We start from the raw sequence: 18,460 nt of genomic DNA on the forward strand, positions 1-18,460 counted from the left end.
GACACGTTTTGGAATCATTCAAAACAACATAGCTCTAAAACTATAACTTATTTATAAAGTTCTGTAATTTCGTTTTGGAATCATTCAAAACAACATAGCTCTAAAACACGTGTTATCTCCACGCGGCAACTCACTGAGTTTTGGAATCATTCAAAACAACATAGCTCTAAAACTGGCAAGACTTATCGGGACAATCGAGAAACGTTTTGGAATCATTCAAAACAACATAGCTCTAAAACAGCGCTTCTTTTGCATAAAGCGGGATAGGTGTTTTGGAATCATTCAAAACAACATAGCTCTAAAACAATTCTGCGCTAACTTCTTTCAACATGTTTGTTTTGGAATCATTCAAAACAACATAGCTCTAAAACAAAGTAAAGTTTCGGGAAAGTTTTTCCAAGGTTTTGGAATCATTCAAAACAACATAGCTCTAAAACTAAAGCAACCGCCTTATTAAAAATAGCTCTGTTTTGGAATCATTCAAAACAACATAGCTCTAAAACAAGAATTAGAGTTCTTCAATAAAGATTGACGTTTTGGAATCATTCAAAACAACATAGCTCTAAAACAGCTAGAGATACCGTCATTACGCTTCATCCGTTTTGGAATCATTCAAAACAACATAGCTCTAAAACTCGTAGTTTTTTTCAAAGTTTCGTAATCGCGCTACTCAGCCTATAGCAGGGCTTATATTTTGATGATTCGTGTTAAAGAATAAGTTTACTTTAAATTTACACTGAAATGACGGAAAAAGCTATCTTTTTCTTCTAGTTTTAAAGGCTCGATGGTTGATGGTAGCTTAAAAAATAATCTTCATCCAAAACAAATTGCTCACACCCAATAACTTGCTTTGGCTCAATCATTAAAGTTTTTACTTGATTTAATGAAATGTAATTTATGATTTCTAACATTTCTTCTGTCGTTAAATAAGAGCAAACATTTATTAAAACTAAAAGTTTTTTCTTGGATAGATATTTGTACACTTGGACAATTTCAGTGATTTTTTCAAAGAATGAATCACTTTTTGTTTCGATTTTGATTCCAAGTGCCTTAAATAACTCCGAAACTGTTATCTCGTCTCCTTCTAAATCAAGTTCATGTTCTACTAATTCGTAGCCAATTAATTCGCCGATTGTCGCAGTTAATTTATCTATCATCGACTTCACTTCTGGTTTATCATTTAATTGCTCTTCTAAATCCGCGTAAATTAATTTTAAAGTTGTTGGAGAGTTAATATCAAACCCTAGAATATCAGTAATAAGCATTAATTCATTTTTTCTCAAAGCGGTATATTTTGCATCAAATAATTTTAATACATTATCTTCCTCATACTGATAAAAATGTTGTACAGTTTTCGAAAACAATTTTACATTTTCAATGACTAACACAGTTCCTGGAAAAATTTCAATCGGCCTTTCCAATAACGGAAATTTAATATTCACCATAATCCTCTCCTAAAAAAATGATTCTTGCGTCTGTGTTTCGCACACTACTATCTTTTGCACCGCTTAGATAAATCATTCTAGCAAATTGTTTTTCCGTAACTGTCAATAATGTAATCAATCCTTTCTTAGGTGCATGTTGTTTTAAACGCCCTACCATTGCTGTATTGGCCGACCCATTTAATAGAATTTTACTGTATACAGAAAACTGGTGCATAATGAAGCCTTCATTTATTAAGAAGCGACGAAATTGCCTATAGCTCTTTCTTTCCTCAGCTGTATCTGTTGGCATATCAAACATTAACATCATTCGCATAAATCGATAACTCATATCCTAAATTCCGGAACCCTTTCTATTTCTTTGTTTAAGACCTTGATTACTTTCTTAGTATAATCACTAACGATATTTGTTAAAAACATTTGCTGGTTACGGTATAAGTAATGATTCTCAAATAAATCAAACAACCTTCGTTTTATAACTAGAAATTCCTCGTTTCTATGCGTATAAACAATTTGATCGACTAACGGACGAAATGGCTCCATTATATCACTAGCTAAATTGAAATCATTGAATTGATTTGCATGTTTTAGACCTAATTGAGTTAAGCATCCTGACTTTACAACTTCCCTTGCAAACATACTCATTAATAGTGTATAACCATAATCTAAAGCGCTGTTTACCGCCATTTCTGATTCTCTCGTAAAATCTTTTCCAAAGAGGCTATTAAAATAAATACGCGCTGAGTGACCTTCCCGATTAGAAGGATCAAATTGTTCTAAACTATTATGCAATTTCTTTAATGCCTCAGCTTTTTCATACTTTTCTAATTGAGTAAGGTATTGTTGTTGATTTAAAATTTTTTGTGATATAATCTCCGTCCAAATAATTTTTTTATGAGAATCTTGCCAGGCGATTTGTTTAGCAAGCTGGAGACTACTATCATGACGAGCGTAAAATGGTTGCAACTGGGCAGTTGGTAATCGTTTTTCATCACAAAAAATAACTAAAACTTGTTCATCAACTAACCTTTTCATCAGCATTGTTGTCACTACAATATCTGTCGTTTCCAGCAATAAAATATCGATTTCTGAAAGGTGAATTAATTCTTGCTCACTTGATGTTCGGTAAATTAAATGATTGTTTTTATAAGACAATTTTGAATGTTTATTTACAACAATAGTCCGAAACCCCATTTATTCACCTAGATTCCTTCTCGTTTCATATAAACCTGTAATAGACTGGTAAATGATTGTAGCATTTAGCAATTCTGTTACACTCGTGTAGCGATTTCGATCAATTGGCTCACCAAAAAATTCAAATTTAGCAGGAGCCCCCATCTTATTGAATTGCATTAAATTTACAAATGAAGCAGCTATCATTTTAATATCACCGTCTTTATTTTTCTCATACAATGCCTCAATTTGTTCTAATCGCTTAGGTGCTAAAGTGTATTGTTCCGCAAAAACTTTGACAGTAGATAATACTTCCGGGAAATCTTCTAGGTGCCTTTTTATGTATGCATAACTCTCATCCGCATCAAAAGAATTATTCAAATAGTTTTTCGAGTGGTACAATAACTCGATTAAATAATTAGGTAGTATCATTTGGTTCCCTTTTTGAGCTTCACCGGCACTTGCAAGCATTCGCCGTCTACCATCATGGAACTCAAACAAAGTATATTTAGGTAGCTTTAACTGTAGAATAGGGTTTATATACCCTTTATCTTTTAAAAATTGAGTTGAATTCTTTTCAAATTCCGTTCGTTCCATAATGGTAATACCTATAAGCGCCTTTATGACTTTTCGATTTTTCCCTTTTTCGTGAGAAAATAAGACGGAATAGGCTACATTTTGGCTATCAAAGCCACCATATTTCGTTGTATCCCAACCGGTTTTCCGTGGAAACAATTTCTTTGATGGACCTTTTTCTAAAATAGATTCTTTAGAGAAACTCCCCGTTTGGATTTCAGTTTTCTTCACAATATTCATTTGATGATAATTTAAAACCTTCCTTATTGTGAACATATCACGTTTTTGATCCCATAAAATTTCTCTGTCTTCATTAATTTGGAGTGCTTCTTTGAAACAATTCATGATATTGGAATAGAACCTTTTTTTCTCCGTTGCTTTTTGTCCTTTAAAGAGATCAAATTTACGGTAATCCCCATAAACAAATTCGGGTTCTAAATTTGGATATACCTTTAACAAAGTATTCGCGATAACGCCATTTAAATACGCATCGTGCGCATGATGATAATCATTCACTTCCCTCACTTTAAATAATTTAAATTCTTTCCGAAATTGGCTCGTTAAGGTAGATTTTAATGTTATAATGCGAACTGGTTGATCTTCTTCTGAAATTTTTTGAGCGTTAAATTGTTGTTGCAATATGCTAGCGACATGTTTGGTAATTTGTCTTGTTTCAACAAGTTGTCGTTTAATAAAGCCTAATTTATCTTTTTCCGTCAAACCGCCTCTTTCCGCTTTCGTTAAATTTCTTAATTTCCTGTCACTAATGAGTTTTGAACGATGGAGCGAGTTCCAAAATGGTTTCATTTTATCGACAACACTCTGACTAGGGACATCATCAAGTTTCCCACGATTTTTAGTAGATGCAACGAGCACACGATTATCGAAAGAATTATCTGTTATAAAGCTTTGAGGTATAATATGATCAATATCATATTGCCAGAGCTTATTTATATCTAAGGAATCGTTTGTATACATATCCCGCCCATTTTGCAAATAATACAAATACAATCGATCATTTTGCAACTCCTCATTTGTAACTGGGTTGTCCTTTAATATACTGCCTTTTAGCGCTTCTTCTAGTTTTTTCAACCTCGATTTAGAAGCACTTTTCCCTCTTCCCGTTGTTTGATTTTCTCTTGCCATCTCCACAACAATATTTGTTGGAGGATAGCCCATAATTTCCCAAAGTTCTTGAACAATCTTTAAACTTTGTCGGATTCCTTTTTTTATAGCCGGGCTCCCTGGCAAAGCTTGCACTACTTCATCAATATCTGGGCTTTCATCAAAACTAGATTTTTCAATAGTTTCTTTGAAAGATAGCGTTTTATCATTTATAAGCTGCATAAAATTACGATTCAAATTCTTCTTGACACCATCGTCTTCCATCAAATAATCTAGAATCGTTTTTTGAGACTGGTGATCACGAATCCCCGTTAGCAATTTTTTAGAAAAGCGTCCCCAACCAGTATAATGACGACGTTCCAGTTTTCTTATTATATCTTTTGAAATAAGCGATTCGTATTTTTTCAATTGTTGGTGAATCATCTTTCTGTCTTCAAAAACTGTTAAAATTTTAACAATCTCTTCGAATACTTCTTGATTCTGAGGGTCATTTAAAACCTCTTTTGAAATACCCACTTTATGAAAATCGTGATAAGTTTTAAGCCCAGCATTAAATGCCGTTTCAATGCCCTTTATTTTAGGACTATCCAATTCAAAAATATTGAACAAATAATTTTCTAACATTTTTTTAGTGACTTTACGTTGATTTTTAAATAAATTTGTAAAAATATCTCGTTTCTCACTACTAGAAAAGTTTTGCATTATACCACGTTCATCACAGTATGTAACTTTTGTTAATTCATTATATACCATATATGTTTCATAGAGCATACTATGTTTGGGTAATACTTTCTCTTCTGGTAAATAGGTATCGTAATTGGTCATTTTATCAATAAATTCTACTGCTGAATTTATTAAATCTACATTTTCATTCATATTCCATGGTCTGACTGCTTGTTCTGTAGTCCGTTCTAGCCACGCAAATCTACTCTGTCCCTTCGCCAGTGGTCCTACATAATAAGGTATTCTAAACGTGAGAATTGCTTCTATTTTTTCTTTATCTTTTTCTAAAAAAGGATAGTAAGCTGACTGTTGTTTTATAATTGCTTGTAATTCCTTTAAGTGAACTTGATGCGGAATGACACCATTATCAAATGTTCGTTGCTTCCTTAAGAAATTTTCATTTTCAATCTTAGTAAGAAATATGTCTGCTCCCACACTTCCAGAAAGCTTTTTTTTCAAAAAAGAATAGAAATCAGCTTGAGTCGTTTTATCTTCAATATATCCGGCATATCCATTTTGTTTTTTATCTTTAAAAAGAGCGCCATATTCAAGCGGCAAATGTAACTTTACGTATTTCTTCAGTGCACTCAAATCATCCCTATGCTCCTCATACCGCTTTATCATCGAACTCGATAATTTCGCTCTTGTCTCGACATCATTCGTAGTTAAAATATTGGCAAGTTCCATCGCTTCATATACATTTTTAGCAGCTACAAAAAGATCCGCATACTCATCACCAATTCGATTTAATAGCTCTTCCAAGTCCTCGTCATACTCTTCTTTATTAAATTGAATTTTTGCATCTTCTGTTAATTTAAATATTGTTTTAAAGTTCCCTTGATTTCCAACGATAAGTTTTAAAAATTGGCCGAACATCCCATTTGACTTTTCAACAGGGAATAAGCTAAGCAGTTGCTCAACCTTTTTTGCTCTTGCTAATTTATCTTTCAAAATATTTTCTATGTTTTTTAGTAAAGAATGTTTATCAATTACCTGTACTTGAGCATCTATTTTTTCATTGTAAATGTTTAAAAAATGTTGGAAATTTTCTTGAATAGAATTATTTTCAAGATTTAATTCTCCCTCAATTAAAAAATGCCCCCGAAATTTCACAATGTGTGCTAACGCTAAGTAAATTAAACGTAAGTCAGCCTTCTCTTTTGAATCCGCTAAAAATTGTCGTAAATGATAAATTGTTGGAAATTTTTCGTGGTACTCTTTTTCTTCTTTTATCGTCCCAAAAATAGGATGCCTAGGATTATTCTTATCATCTGCAACTAAAAAGCTCTCATTTAGTCTCGCGAAAAAGTTCTCATCCGACTTCATCATTTCGTTCATAAAAATATTTTGCAAATAAATCAGGCGATTTCTCCGGCGTCGTAGTCTTCGACGAGTTGTGCGTTTTAGACGTGTGTCTTGTGCAACTTGACCTTCATCAAAGAGCCTAACACCCCAAAAATTCTTCTTAACTTTTTTTATTCCCGTATTTGTGCTCACTTTCATGCGACGGCGAACAAGATTATAATCTTCCGTCAAAACAGCCCATCCAACGCTATTTGTTCCAATATCCAAGCCAATTGTGTAATTTTTCATTCGAGTTCCTCTTTTCTTCTAGTGATATAACCTTTGATGGTTTCTGAAACATTATTCAAAAAATAAAACTTAGATTTCTAGTGAAAACTCCATTTATAGCTTGCAAAATACAATGGATTTGGTATAATGTATTTGTTGGAATCATTCAACACAACATAGCAAGTTAAAATAAGGCTTTGTCCGTAATCAACTTTTTAAGTAGCGCTGTTTTCGGCGCTTTTCTTATGCCATCAAGCTTTTACAAATCTATTTTTTGAAAACGCTTCATACTATATTATACAATAAAAAGGAAACGATGGATACAAATGTAATAAATTAATGTGTTTTATTTGTACTTTTCCTAGAAAATATAACTATAAAAAACTTCCAGCGTCCATTTGCTATGAACGCTGGAAGTTTTTATTCTATCATTTCTTTAAATTTCACACGTTTATTAATAAAGTACATTAGTGGAATGCCGATTCCCATCACCGTTAGTTCGCCAATTGCGCATGTTAACCAAGTGAAGAAAAATGGTAATCCAAAGGCTAAATGCAGTTCAAAGGCGATGATGAACATGGTAAAGGAGAATAGGAGCGTATTTAAAATCATACGCAAAATGGTTCCCTTCGCATATTTCATAATGCCAAACATCAAAAGCATGGATATAACAGATTGTCCGACACCAAAGACTAAATCATACCAGCCTAGTGGCGAAAACAGATTGGTAATGAGCACGCCTAGCGCGACTCCCCAAAAATACTTTTTACTAAATACAATGAGATGGTTAAACAATTCTGGCACTCTAAACTGGATGGCACTAAACGCGATGGGCTGAATTAAAAAGCCCAAAATGACGTATAGCGCAGCCACAATGGCGTTAACCGTAATTAATTTTATTTTCATTTTTTTGCACTCCCTAGTTTTTTTACGTAGGATGGTTTCGAACTACGTGTTTATCAAACTATATCATTATAGCCTAGTTCATTCGTAAAGGAAAGACTTATTTTTTTCAAAAAAAAGAGTTTTTTCTCTTGCATTTTCTGAAAATGGGTTTATAATCAATATAGACTTTAAATATCCATGATGGATATGAGATATCCCTAAAGTACTTTTAAACAAATCGAGGTGAACATGATGAAACTCACGAAAGGGCTTGAGCAAGCCGTTTGTATTATCACGCTACTTTCTACACAAGATAACCGAGCACCACTCGCATCAGACGCGATTAGCGAACGCCTACTTGTCTCTCCTTCTTACTTAAAAAAAATCATGCGCAAACTAGTTGTAAAAAACATTATCAGGTCCGTTCCTGGAAATAACGGTGGTTTCTTTTTGGCAAGAAGTCCTGAGCAAATCAGTTTATTCGAGATTGTTGAAGCTGTTGAGGGCGAAACAAATTCTTACCCTAACAGCGGGTTGATTAAACAGGTGTTTGGCGACATCCGAAAAGAAGCTGCAGAAAAAGGCGAAACGATTTTAACACATGCGTTTAGTGCGGCTGACCAAGTTTGGAAAGAAGCGCTAAAGAAACAAACGGTCGCCGATTTACTGTTAGAAACACTTGGCCGTGATAAACTGCCTTACACAAACTGGAACGAAATTAACCCTGAATTACATTTTTAGATTGGTGATGATAGAAGTGTTTAAAAACGAATGGAAACGATTATTTAATAATAAGATTTTACTTATTTCTTCCATTGTTATTTTGTTTATTCCGATTTTATATGGTGCATTTTTCTTGAAATCCGTTTGGGATCCTTACGGTAAAACAGGCGACCTCCCTGTTGCCGTTGTAAATCAAGACGAAAGAGTAAACTACGCGGGAAAAACGCTTGATGTCGGCGATGAACTTGTAAATAATTTAAAGAAAAATAATGACTTAGATTGGAATTTTGTCAGTGCATCTGATGCCGAAAAAGGATTAGAAAACGGGAAATACTACATGGTAGTCACAATTCCTAAAGACTTCTCCAAAAATGCCTCCACACTACTAGATGACAAACCTAAACAAATGGATTTAAGCTATAAAATTAATCCATCACAAAACTACATTGGCGAAGTCGTGACAGAGCAAGGCGCTAACCAACTTAAAAATGAAGTCGCAACAAGTGTCACAAAAGAATACGCCAAAAGTGTTTTTGCACAAATTAAAGAAGTTGGAGTAGGCATGACTGAGGCCGCTAGTGGCGCGCAAAAATTACATGACGGCACAGCGAAACTAGCAGACGGGAACAAAACGATTACCGACAACTTAAACAAACTTGCAAGTAGTACGCTTACGTTTAAAAACGGGGCAGAGAGCGCAAATGACGGGGCAACAAAACTGAAGAACGGCGCCGACCAAATTAATGTCGCAGTCGGGGCAGCCATTCAAGGTTCTGGTAAACTGACAGACGGCGCAAACAAAATCGCAAATGGCGCAAATGATTTAAAAAGCGGACAAAGTACCTTCAGTGCTAAATTAAATCAATATACAGATGGTGTGAGCCAGTCAGCAAACGGTGCGACCAAATTGTATCCCGCAATGAACCAGCTAAATGGCGGTTTAAGTCAGCTACAAGGACAACTTCCTGCCTTATCAGGTGGTGTCAACCAACTTGCAAGCGGCCAAAAAGACTTAAATAGCGGCATCAGCCAATTGGTATCTGGGCTTGATCAAGCTGCTCAAAACGTAGAAGCAAGTATTAAAGCGGGGAACTCCGCCGAAACACAAAATAATATAAAAGCATTAGAAACTGGTGCTAGGCAACTTGAAGCAGGCATCGCACAACTAAATGCAAATGTTAATGCGACCGGAACTGGTGACAACAATGCGCTATCACAACAATTAGCTTCGCTTAAATCTGGTCTTGAAACATTAAAAGCAAGCAATACATCTTCCTATGATTCTGCCATCGATCAAGGTGTCAACCAAGCAATACAACAAGCTGGAATTGACCCAAACTCTAAAGAAGCAAGCGAAATCATTGCAGCCGCTAAACAAGGCGCTAAAAGTGGAGTAAATAGCGTTAACACCGCTCAAAATCAAGAAATTGATAAAGCCATCACACAAATTACAAATTCGCTTCCTTCGATGAAAGCATTATCAGATGGTATCACGCAATTAAATAATGGGGCACCAAAAGTAACAGCCGGCGTCAACACGCTAACAGCCTCAACTCAAAACTCACTTACTAAAATGCAAACCCTCGCTGATGGGTTAAATCAACTAAAAGCAGGTGCCATTAAAGCGAAAAGCGGCAGCACTCAACTTGTTAACGGTACAAGCCAATTACAAGCAAACGTGCCAGATCTTTCAAATGGCGTAACGAAGTTAACAGATGGGTCACAACAAATTACAACGGGACTAGGTAGTTTAAATGGTGGACTCCAAACGTTATCTAGCAACAACGGAGCTTTAAACGGCGCTAGTGCGCAATTAGCAGCAGGATCTTCCACCCTTTCAAACGGTGCGAACGCACTAAGCGGCGGACTAAATCAACTTTCCGCACAGCTTCCAACACTATACGCTGGAACAAATGCGCTCGCAAATGGACTTACCGCATTAAATGATGGTACCTCGCAACTTTCTAGTGGGGCCGGTCAAATTAGTGACGGGGCAGGACAACTGGCGGACGGCTCGAGGACACTTGGCACCGGTTTAAACCAAGTTGGTAGTGGTTCAAAAGAGCTTTCTGATAAACTGGGTGACGGCGCAGAGCAAGTGAACGATGCGAAAGCGACTGATAAAACGTATAACATGTTCGCAGCTCCAACTAAACTTTCTGAGGAAAAAGTTAGTCACGTTCCAAACTACGGACACGGTTTAGCACCATACGTCTTGTCTCTTGGGCTTTATGTGGGGGCATTAGTATTTAATTTCATCTTCCCAATCCGTCGTCCTTCCATGACGCCAACAAGTGGTCTTTCTTGGTGGTTTAGCAAATTTTCGATTGGTTTTGTCGCTGCGGTCTTACAAGCAATTATTTTAGATGTGATTATGCTCATGCTCGGTCTTGGTGTTGAAAATCTTGCGCAGTTCATTACGATTTCGATTCTCACTTCGCTCACATACATGTTCCTTGTGATGTTCCTTGCGATGAGTTTTGGAAATCCAGGACGATTTATTGCAATGGTACTACTCGTCTTGCAACTCGGCGGTGCTGGCGGTACATTCCCTATGCCACTTACTAATTCATTCTTTAACTTTATCCATCCTTTCCTTCCAATGTCCTACTCCGTTTACGGATTTAGACAAGCGATTTCTGCTGGGTTAGGAAATTCGGTTTATGTGCATAGCGCCATTATCCTGTTCGTCATCTTCATCTTATTCAACCTCCTACTAATTGGGACAATGTATTTGAGAAAAAACAAACGCTTTAAAACAGACAACCAAAGTTTAATTGAACAAGAAGCGTAAACTGAAAAGATATTAAGACTAGTAGGCAAGCCAAGTTCATGGTCCTGCCTACTAGTTTTTTGTTCTAGTAGTTATGAAGTATAGATTGACAATATCAAAAATTTCACCTTTATTTAGGTGTTTGAAAAAGAGATTAATTCTTTTAAATTATTTTCGTCACTACTATCAATGACTAATAAATTGCTCTTATTTACTTTTTCACGGATTAATTGAATTAAAAATGCAGCGTTGATTACTGGGTTTTCCGTAAAATAGTGGATTAGTTTACTCATCAATTTTTCTGGGAGCTCACTGGGTATCCCAAATTATACATTCTCATTTTTCATTATATTAGAATCTTCACTAATAAGATTTAAAGTCTCTTTACTTATAACTAAATTATCACTATAAGGATTGATTACAGTTCCATAAAGTGATTGATCATTTCTAATAACTGTTAAACAATCCTTCAGAGGAAAAAAGACCGCTTGAGAAAACTCGTGATTTAATTGCAAATTATCCCAATCAGTAAAAACGGGAATAAACTCATTTCCTTTTTCATCTGTAATTTTAATGATATTTATTTTCTTCATGAATTTTTGCAGGAACTAATAATTGGGATTTCTTAACTCTTCTTAATAGCTTTTATAATTGATAATAAAGCTGGATTTTTTATTTCTTCTTGCTTATTCATTTAGTTGTCTCCTGCATCAGCATTAAATCATCTTTAATTTTCTCAAATCCCAATATTATAGGGCTTCTATATTGTGTCGTTGCATCTACAAATTGTCTGACTAAGCTGTCCCAATTGATATTCTTATCTAAGACTTCATCTTTTTTAGCGAAATAAAGAATTTGATCTACAATATCATAAATATTTTTGATGATACCTGCATATTGTTTTTGTGAAGGGAATTCTTGATTAATTAAATCCATAACTTTTACGCAATCATTGATTAACCTATCCATTTTTTCACTCCTTATTTGGTATAGGTCTTATTTTTCTAATCCAGTTTAAAGATCAATCTTGTGGCATCAATATTTGATCAACTCCACCAACCAATTTTGTTCCAACTCCCGGAATAGTTTTAGGTGCTACTTTTACTATATTTAATTTTTCTCCCTTTGGAATAACAAATTCCACTTAATACATACGGGTATTCTTCCACTCAGGTAAGAGAGCTACTTCTATTTTTGCATTTATTCGGGATTGAGCAGGACTAGTTGTGAAGCCACCACCTGCATCTGCATATACACCAAAGGCTCGATAAACGGTAACCTCTTCAGTCGTCTCAACAGTTCTATAATACCCCTTTATTCTAACTCTTAGTTTTTTTGTTAGCTATTGGCAACTTAATTGGTGAACCCTAGCTACTAGTTAGCACCTTTCCACCTGTGATTTTCATTTTACGCTTCCTTGCTATTTTAAAAATAATTATCCTACTTTGTAATTTTCATTGCATGTGGAACCCCAGTTTCTTCATCCACTAAATATCTTCTACCTAAGAAATCATTAGCGTGTAACTTTCCATCGTTGAAGTTAATCATCGTATAAACTGCTTCATCACCCTGAGGTCTCGGTTGAATTTGCCAATTTAATTTGCCCTCTGTTGAATAAGAATAAATATTATGATAGTCGTTGTAATCTAATTCTGCTTTGGGAGAAATATCTAACAAAATATATATTCTATCTCCTTGTTCCAAAATACAATCAATACGCTCATTAAATTCAATTTTTACATTTTCTAAAAATAGTTGATTTTCTTCACATCTCATTCTAATGAACTCCAATCTTTTATAGTTCCAATCTCCTTAAATTCTCCAACAAATTGTTGTTTCAAATCAAACTGGATTCCCCCACCTTTTTGCCCAAAAAGTGGATTAACCTCTCCCATTCTTAGTTGTGTACCTGCTGGAAGATTTACTTCTCCAACAAAAATAGGTGTCGTCGGAAGTGCAAATTTTTCTTGAATTTGTTTTTGTGTTAACCCTTGTACATCCTCTTCTCTCATGAGCCAACCACCTTTTAATCCTGAATTTTCTTTATCATAAACTCTCACAAATTTCTCAGGTTTCTTTAGTGTTATATCTTGTATCACTGTTTTCGGTGTATATGGAGGCGAAGCATAACCTTTTTCGCTCCACCAATTATTAACACTTTCTGCAGATTCATATTTTTTTATGTCGATCCTATTTTTCAAACTACCTAATTGATCATCAAAATACTGATAACCTTTACTATTTTTCAATACTATTGAGTCTTCTTTAGTTAATTTAACTCCTTCTAGAGCTTTATTTCCTTTCCCCATATTCTTCAAAACCTTTAGAGCAGTGGCTTCTGTCACAACTGTTAGAAGAAACATCAAGGACGAAATGGCTTGCTCATTATTTGTGATTTTTTTACTGGTTAGCGGATCTATCCCGTCCACCATTCGGATATAATCATTGATTCCTACAACCTCTTTAAAGAAATCTTTTGCTTGGTCCATTTCTGCTTTTTTCTGCAATTGATTAAATTTATCGGTAGCTTCAGGGTCATAAAGCCCATTTTTATACAGACGATACTCATACGTATAGCCGTGATTCGTTTTGACGGCAATGCGTTGCACTTCATAATGATCCTTTTGACTCACATTATAACGACTTAGTTCTTTATAAAACTTTTCTTGACTAAAGTCAACCGATTGATATGTATTGGAAGAAGCATCGTATCTCCCATCTTTTTTCAAACGATCTAGGTAGGTATCGATATGATCCCATATTTCACTAACTGCAGAGAAGTCAGAGGCATGACTCGATTCAAAACGACGATAATCTTCTAAAATTTGAATATCCTTATTAATATCTTCCATGGCATTGTCAAAGCTCTGCCCAACGGAACCTGAATAACCACCTGCAACATACGACTGCGTAATTTTACTTTTCATCATTTCAAGCACTTGTGCCTTCGAAGCTTTAACGGTTTTTAGACGATCATTTAAGTCCTCTAAATCGGCTGTATCTAATTTATTTTTAGGAGACCCTACTTCGCTCTCAAAAGCAGCGAGGTACTGCTCAAAACGTTCTCCGAAGTCTGCTAGTGCATTGAAAATACCATCTGAAATTGGAATATACTCACCGAAATGTCGTTTAGCCGAATCCCAACTCGTTCCTTTTAACTTGTGGGTTCCTTCAAACTCTTTCACTTCCGTTTCAAATTTCCCAAATTTGTTTAGAATCTCTAATCTCGATTTTTGAGTCATTTCTTTCGCAGATGATAACTCACTTTTACTAATTCTCGGCATAATCATCACTCATTTCATTCTTTTGAGCTATTTGGTATTCTTTTTCAAGTACGGAAACTTCTTGTTTTAATTTTTGAATATAGTCCATATAACTCTCTTTCATATCCTGAAAAAGATAACGATGCCCTAACTCTTCATGGTATAGTTGATCCATTCGTTGCTCTTCAAACCTTCTTGCCCTGGTTCCTTCACTAAAGAAAAGAACTTCTTCCCTTAACTGACGTTCTTTTCTTATCCAATCGACAAGTTCTTCCGAGAGCTGATCGATTTCACGGGCTTCTTTTTCGATATCTGATAATTCTTCATTTTTTTGAATCAATTCTTTCTTTAGTCGAATCACTTGGTCGGTTCGTTCGTTACCCCCCATATTTTTTCGCCTCATTTATATCTGTCTTTTCGAGTGCATCACTGATACTTTGGATGGTTTGACTATCTTTTTGAACTTGTGCAGAAAATTTTTTCACAACCGCTTCTGAATGTTTTAAAATTTTTTTGATATCTTTCACAGCTGGGCTACTCGAATAATCAATTTGAACAACTGGTTTAAATTCCATATCTGTTTGTTGTTGAAATTGGTTGGCAAAGTCTTGGGCTACCTTTGAATCATTTACAATTTCCTCATTCATTTTATCAACTCCTCTTAAAATCCAACGTTTTGAGACAGTTGTTCTTTCGCTTATTATGTATTTTTCTTACAATTTTAATGTACCATATTTTTTCAAAAAAGTGTGTGTCGATTCGATGAACTTTTAAGCTAAATATACATAAAAAATCCTCCCACAAAAGGTGAGATTAGACCAAAGAAAACACACTTTCCAGAAGGAGAAGGATGCATTTTTCTTCATTCTAAAAGCCACAGGGTTAGATACCCTGTGGCTTTTTCCTTTAATGTGTAAATCCATACGTCTTTTTATCATCCTGATTATGATACAAAATCCGTGCTTCGTTTAGCTCAGTAATGGCATCATTAAAATCCGCTACCAGCTCTTCTGCCATGTTAAACCCTAAATCTGCTCGGCAAACATAGCGCTGAATCACCGTGTCGCTCATCTCACTCGGTAGTGGATACGCTGGAATTTGCCAACCTCGCATAAGCAATCGATCAGCCAAATCATATAGCGTCCACTCTACCTCCGCATCTTCTTTCAACTTATAGCAAACAATTGGGATATTTTCACCATTGTTATAAATTTCAAATAAACCCGTTTTGCTTATCTCTTTTGCTAAAAAGAGCGCTACTTTTTTTGTTCGTTCGTGGATTTCCTGATAACCACTAAATCCAAACCTCAAGAAGTTATAATACTGCCCAATGATTTGGCTTGCGCTTCGCGAAAAATTAATGGCCATCGTAGGCATCTTGCCGCCTAGATAACTCACTTCAAAAACTAATTCTTTTGGCAAATACGCCTTGCTACGCCAAACAATCCACCCCACACCTGGATAGACAAGTCCATATTTGTGCCCCGAAGTATTAATGGAAACAACATTTGGCAAACGAAAATCCCATTCTAGTTCTGGTTCAACAAATGGCGCAAACATCGCCCCACTCGCCCCGTCCACATGAATCACAAGCTCATGGTCATGCGTTTGATTATATTCGCTAACCAATCGGTCAAGTTCCTTAATATCATCAAATTTCCCTGTATACGTAATTCCCAAAATCCCTACAATTCCAATCGTGTACTCATCTACATAATCCAAAACCTTCTTTGTATTTATGCTTAAATGGGCTGCGTCCATTGGTACTTCCCGCATTTCAATATCCCAGTACACACAAAATTTTTCCCAACACACTTGATAGCCTGACGAAATCACCAAATTCGGTTTTTTACGCGTCACATCAAGCCCGCGCTTTAAAGCCAAATTGCGCCATCTAAATTTCATCGCCATCCCGCCCAGCATACAGGCCTCACTAGAACCCACCGTTGAAGTTCCCATATACGTTTCACTATGCGGAGCATTCCAAAGGTCCGCTAAAATATTCACACAGCGGTTTTCAATTTCCGCAGTTTGCGGATATTCCGACTTATCAATTGCATTCTTCTCTAGTGTTTCTGCCATCAGACGCTCTGCTTCGGGCTCCATATACGTTTGGCAAAACGTCGCCAAATTTTGTCTAGCATTTCCTTCATCAATCAGTTGGTCTTTCACGAGCTGATAAGCAATCCGCGGGTCCATCCCGTCTTCTGCTATTTTATATTTTGAGATCTTTTCTCCCTCTTCTTTCGAACCAAAAATTGGTACCTCATAGCGCTTATCCTTTTTCTTATCTTTCTCACCGTACAACATTAGGCGTACCTCCTTTTCATATCTCTTTTCAGATACCCTGAAACGAAAGAAAGAAACCCTCTGATTTTGTATGTGCTGTTTTGTGTTGTGTAAACTTTAGGCCTTTCTTCAAGCTAAAACCACCTGCCTATGGCAAGTGGTTTGAATGGTTATTTTGATTTTTTATAGTTGCTTTTTCCGCCAGAGCGTTCACTGTTCGGGCGACGATCACGACTGTCGCTACTAGAACCACGACGACCTTTTCCGCTGTTGTTACGGTCGCGGTAGCCACCTTTGCCACCGCCACGGTAATTTCCGCCTTTTCCTTTACCGCCGCCACCTTTTCCGTTATAACGAGACGGAAGAGGACGTTCTTCGGTAATGTGAACAGGTGTTTGATCAGGTTCTTTTGCAAGCATTTTAAGCATAGCTGCTGCAATATCTGTAGCATCATATTTTTCAAGTAACTCACTAGCTACAGCTTTATAATCTGCTAGGTTTTCTTCTGTCACAATTTCAGTGATTTTCTCAGTTGCTACACGAAGTTGTCCAGCAAATGCTTCATCCCAAGTTGGTGGCTTAAGAGGTTGCATACGTTTTTTCGTTGTTTGTTCAACTGTACGAAGGTAACCCATTTCACGTGGCTGAACAAATGTGATTGCCATACCTTCTTTACCAGCACGACCAGTACGTCCAATACGGTGAACATAACTTTCAGGGTCTTGCGGAATATCATAGTTATAAACATGTGTTACGCCTGAAATATCAAGTCCACGAGCGGCAACATCAGTCGCGACTAAGACATCAATTTTTCCTTCTTTAAATTTACGTAACACACTCATACGTTTAGCTTGTGTTAAATCACCGTGAATACCTTCTGCAACGTATCCGCGCATATCTAATGCTCTTGAAAGCTCGTCTACACGGCGTTTCGTACGTCCAAAAACAATAGCAAGTTCTGGAGATTGTACGTCAAGAAGACGACTTAAAACATCAAATTTTTCCTTTTCATGAACTTTGATAAAGAATTGTTCAATTAAAAGGGCCGTCATTTCTTTTGCTTTAATGCGAACCATTTCTGGGTCGTGCATAAAGCGCTCACCAATACGACGAATTGGGTCAGGCATTGTAGCAGAGAATAAAAGTGTTTGGCGTTCACTTGGTACTTCTTTTAAAATTGACTCAATATCATCGATAAAGCCCATGTTTAGCATTTCATCCGCTTCGTCAAGTACAAGCGTCTGTACATTATCAAGCTTCAATGTGCGACGGTTAATATGGTCTAAAATTCGACCAGGTGTTCCGACAACAATTTGAGGTTTCTTTTTAAGCGAACGAATTTGGCGACTGATGTCCGAGCCACCATATACAGCAAGAACACGTACATGTTTATCGTAGCTTAATTTATATAGCTCCTCTGAAACTTGAATGGCAAGCTCACGTGTTGGCGCAATAATAAGCGCTTGAACGTCCCCATTTTTTTGGTCGATTTTTTGAATCATTGGTAGGCCAAATGCCGCCGTTTTCCCTGTACCAGTTTGCGCTTGCCCAATTAAATCTTTTCCTGCTAACCCAATTGGGATGGTTTTTTCTTGAATTGGTGTTGCCTCTTCAAACCCCATACGCTTTACTGATTTTACAATTTTTTCGTCCAGACCGAACTCTGAAAACTTTGTCAATGTCATTTCTCCTTTACCTAATTAAAGTTTGGTAGGAGAGCTTTATTTTCTCATCTACATGTTTCCAAACGAATATTTCAATGAAAATAAACGTTCTAAGTTTCATTTTATGGCATAAAAAAATTGATTTTAAAATCAATGCCACTCTGCACCTTCCAAAAATGCTATCAAAAATAGCAAATTCGATGCACATAAATAAAAAAAGCCCTCATAATTATCACTAGGCCGTAATTTTTA

17 protein-coding genes, 1 CRISPR repeat array and 1 riboswitch (1 of these 19 cut by a window edge) are annotated in these 18,460 nt (G+C 36.1%); of the genes, 2 read left to right on the forward strand and 15 right to left on the reverse strand.

What is annotated here, in order from left to right; all coding sequences use genetic code 11:
• Nucleotides 1–635: direct repeats of the CRISPR family, unit length 36 nt; unit sequence GTTTTGGAATCATTCAAAACAACATAGCTCTAAAAC (it extends 457 nt beyond the left edge of the window).
• Nucleotides 636–773: 138 nt separating this feature from the next.
• From csn2 to R8923_RS05885, 5 genes are all read right to left on the reverse strand, one after another.
• A complete protein-coding gene (csn2, locus tag R8923_RS05865; protein WP_485871826.1) occupies nucleotides 774–1,445 on the reverse strand; it encodes a type II-A CRISPR-associated protein Csn2 in 672 nt (223 codons plus the stop codon).
• Nucleotides 1,432–1,773, reverse strand: coding sequence for a CRISPR-associated endonuclease Cas2 (cas2, locus tag R8923_RS05870; protein WP_485871827.1), 342 nt, complete (start codon nucleotides 1,771–1,773; stop codon nucleotides 1,432–1,434). The genes csn2 and cas2 overlap by 14 nt, the downstream gene beginning before the upstream one ends.
• Nucleotides 1,770–2,636, reverse strand: a complete 867-nt coding sequence (gene cas1, locus R8923_RS05875) for a type II CRISPR-associated endonuclease Cas1 (protein ID WP_485871828.1) — start codon at nucleotides 2,634–2,636, stop codon at nucleotides 1,770–1,772. Before cas1 ends, cas2 begins: the two co-directional genes overlap by 4 nt.
• On the reverse strand, nucleotides 2,637–6,632 hold the full coding sequence (cas9, locus tag R8923_RS05880) for a type II CRISPR RNA-guided endonuclease Cas9 (protein WP_485871829.1): 3,996 nt from the start codon (nucleotides 6,630–6,632) through the stop codon (nucleotides 2,637–2,639).
• Between the two features lie 399 nt (nucleotides 6,633–7,031).
• On the reverse strand, nucleotides 7,032–7,517 hold the full coding sequence (locus R8923_RS05885) for a QueT transporter family protein (protein WP_485871830.1): 486 nt from the start codon (nucleotides 7,515–7,517) through the stop codon (nucleotides 7,032–7,034).
• A gap of 7 nt (nucleotides 7,518–7,524) precedes the next feature.
• Nucleotides 7,525–7,569, reverse strand: a riboswitch (PreQ1 riboswitch).
• Nucleotides 7,570–7,748: 179 nt separating this feature from the next.
• Here R8923_RS05885 and R8923_RS05890 point away from each other — a divergent pair.
• Together R8923_RS05890 and R8923_RS05895 are read left to right on the forward strand one after the other, a co-directional pair.
• Nucleotides 7,749–8,237, forward strand: a complete 489-nt coding sequence (locus tag R8923_RS05890) for an RrF2 family transcriptional regulator (protein WP_485871831.1) — start codon at nucleotides 7,749–7,751, stop codon at nucleotides 8,235–8,237.
• A gap of 16 nt (nucleotides 8,238–8,253) precedes the next feature.
• Entirely contained in the window at nucleotides 8,254–11,013 is a 2,760-nt protein-coding gene (locus R8923_RS05895) for a YhgE/Pip family protein (RefSeq protein WP_485871832.1), read from the forward strand.
• Between the two features lie 113 nt (nucleotides 11,014–11,126).
• On the opposite strand, the gene R8923_RS05900 is transcribed toward R8923_RS05895, so the two are convergent.
• The 10 genes from R8923_RS05900 to cshA all read right to left on the reverse strand — a co-directional run bounded on the left by R8923_RS05900 (nucleotide 11,127) and on the right by cshA (nucleotide 18,223).
• The gene (locus R8923_RS05900; protein WP_485871971.1) at nucleotides 11,127–11,312 is read right to left on the reverse strand and encodes an enhanced serine sensitivity protein SseB C-terminal domain-containing protein; all 186 of its coding nucleotides are present in this window, start codon (nucleotides 11,310–11,312) and stop codon (nucleotides 11,127–11,129) included.
• 6 nt (nucleotides 11,313–11,318) lie between these two features.
• Entirely contained in the window at nucleotides 11,319–11,585 is a 267-nt protein-coding gene (locus R8923_RS05905; protein ID WP_485871833.1) for an SseB family protein, read from the reverse strand.
• 97 nt (nucleotides 11,586–11,682) lie between these two features.
• Nucleotides 11,683–11,961, reverse strand: coding sequence for a hypothetical protein (locus tag R8923_RS05910; RefSeq protein WP_485871834.1), 279 nt, complete (start codon nucleotides 11,959–11,961; stop codon nucleotides 11,683–11,685).
• Nucleotides 11,962–12,013: 52 nt separating this feature from the next.
• Entirely contained in the window at nucleotides 12,014–12,136 is a 123-nt protein-coding gene (locus R8923_RS05915; protein ID WP_485871835.1) for a hypothetical protein, read from the reverse strand.
• 296 nt (nucleotides 12,137–12,432) lie between these two features.
• Nucleotides 12,433–12,768, reverse strand: a complete 336-nt coding sequence (locus R8923_RS05920; protein WP_485871836.1) for a DUF7957 family protein — start codon at nucleotides 12,766–12,768, stop codon at nucleotides 12,433–12,435.
• On the reverse strand, nucleotides 12,765–14,276 hold the full coding sequence (locus R8923_RS05925) for a T7SS effector LXG polymorphic toxin (protein ID WP_485871837.1): 1,512 nt from the start codon (nucleotides 14,274–14,276) through the stop codon (nucleotides 12,765–12,767). Before R8923_RS05925 ends, R8923_RS05920 begins: the two co-directional genes overlap by 4 nt.
• The gene (locus tag R8923_RS05930) at nucleotides 14,263–14,643 is read right to left on the reverse strand and encodes a hypothetical protein (RefSeq protein WP_485871838.1); all 381 of its coding nucleotides are present in this window, start codon (nucleotides 14,641–14,643) and stop codon (nucleotides 14,263–14,265) included. Before R8923_RS05930 ends, R8923_RS05925 begins: the two co-directional genes overlap by 14 nt.
• Nucleotides 14,633–14,902, reverse strand: coding sequence for a DUF3130 family protein (locus tag R8923_RS05935; RefSeq protein ID WP_485871839.1), 270 nt, complete (start codon nucleotides 14,900–14,902; stop codon nucleotides 14,633–14,635). Before R8923_RS05935 ends, R8923_RS05930 begins: the two co-directional genes overlap by 11 nt.
• A 259-nt stretch (nucleotides 14,903–15,161) precedes the next feature.
• A complete protein-coding gene (gene gad, locus R8923_RS05940; protein ID WP_485871840.1) occupies nucleotides 15,162–16,565 on the reverse strand; it encodes a glutamate decarboxylase in 1,404 nt (467 codons plus the stop codon).
• Between the two features lie 149 nt (nucleotides 16,566–16,714).
• Nucleotides 16,715–18,223 carry a degradosome RNA helicase CshA gene (gene cshA / locus R8923_RS05945; protein WP_485871841.1) on the reverse strand — a complete coding sequence of 503 codons (1,509 nt, stop codon included), beginning with the start codon at nucleotides 18,221–18,223 and terminating at the stop codon, nucleotides 16,715–16,717.
• Between the last annotated feature and the right edge of the window lie 237 nt (nucleotides 18,224–18,460).

The sequence above is a fragment of the Listeria tempestatis genome (genome assembly GCF_963575625.1).
Lineage (GTDB): Bacteria > Bacillota > Bacilli > Lactobacillales > Listeriaceae > Listeria > Listeria tempestatis.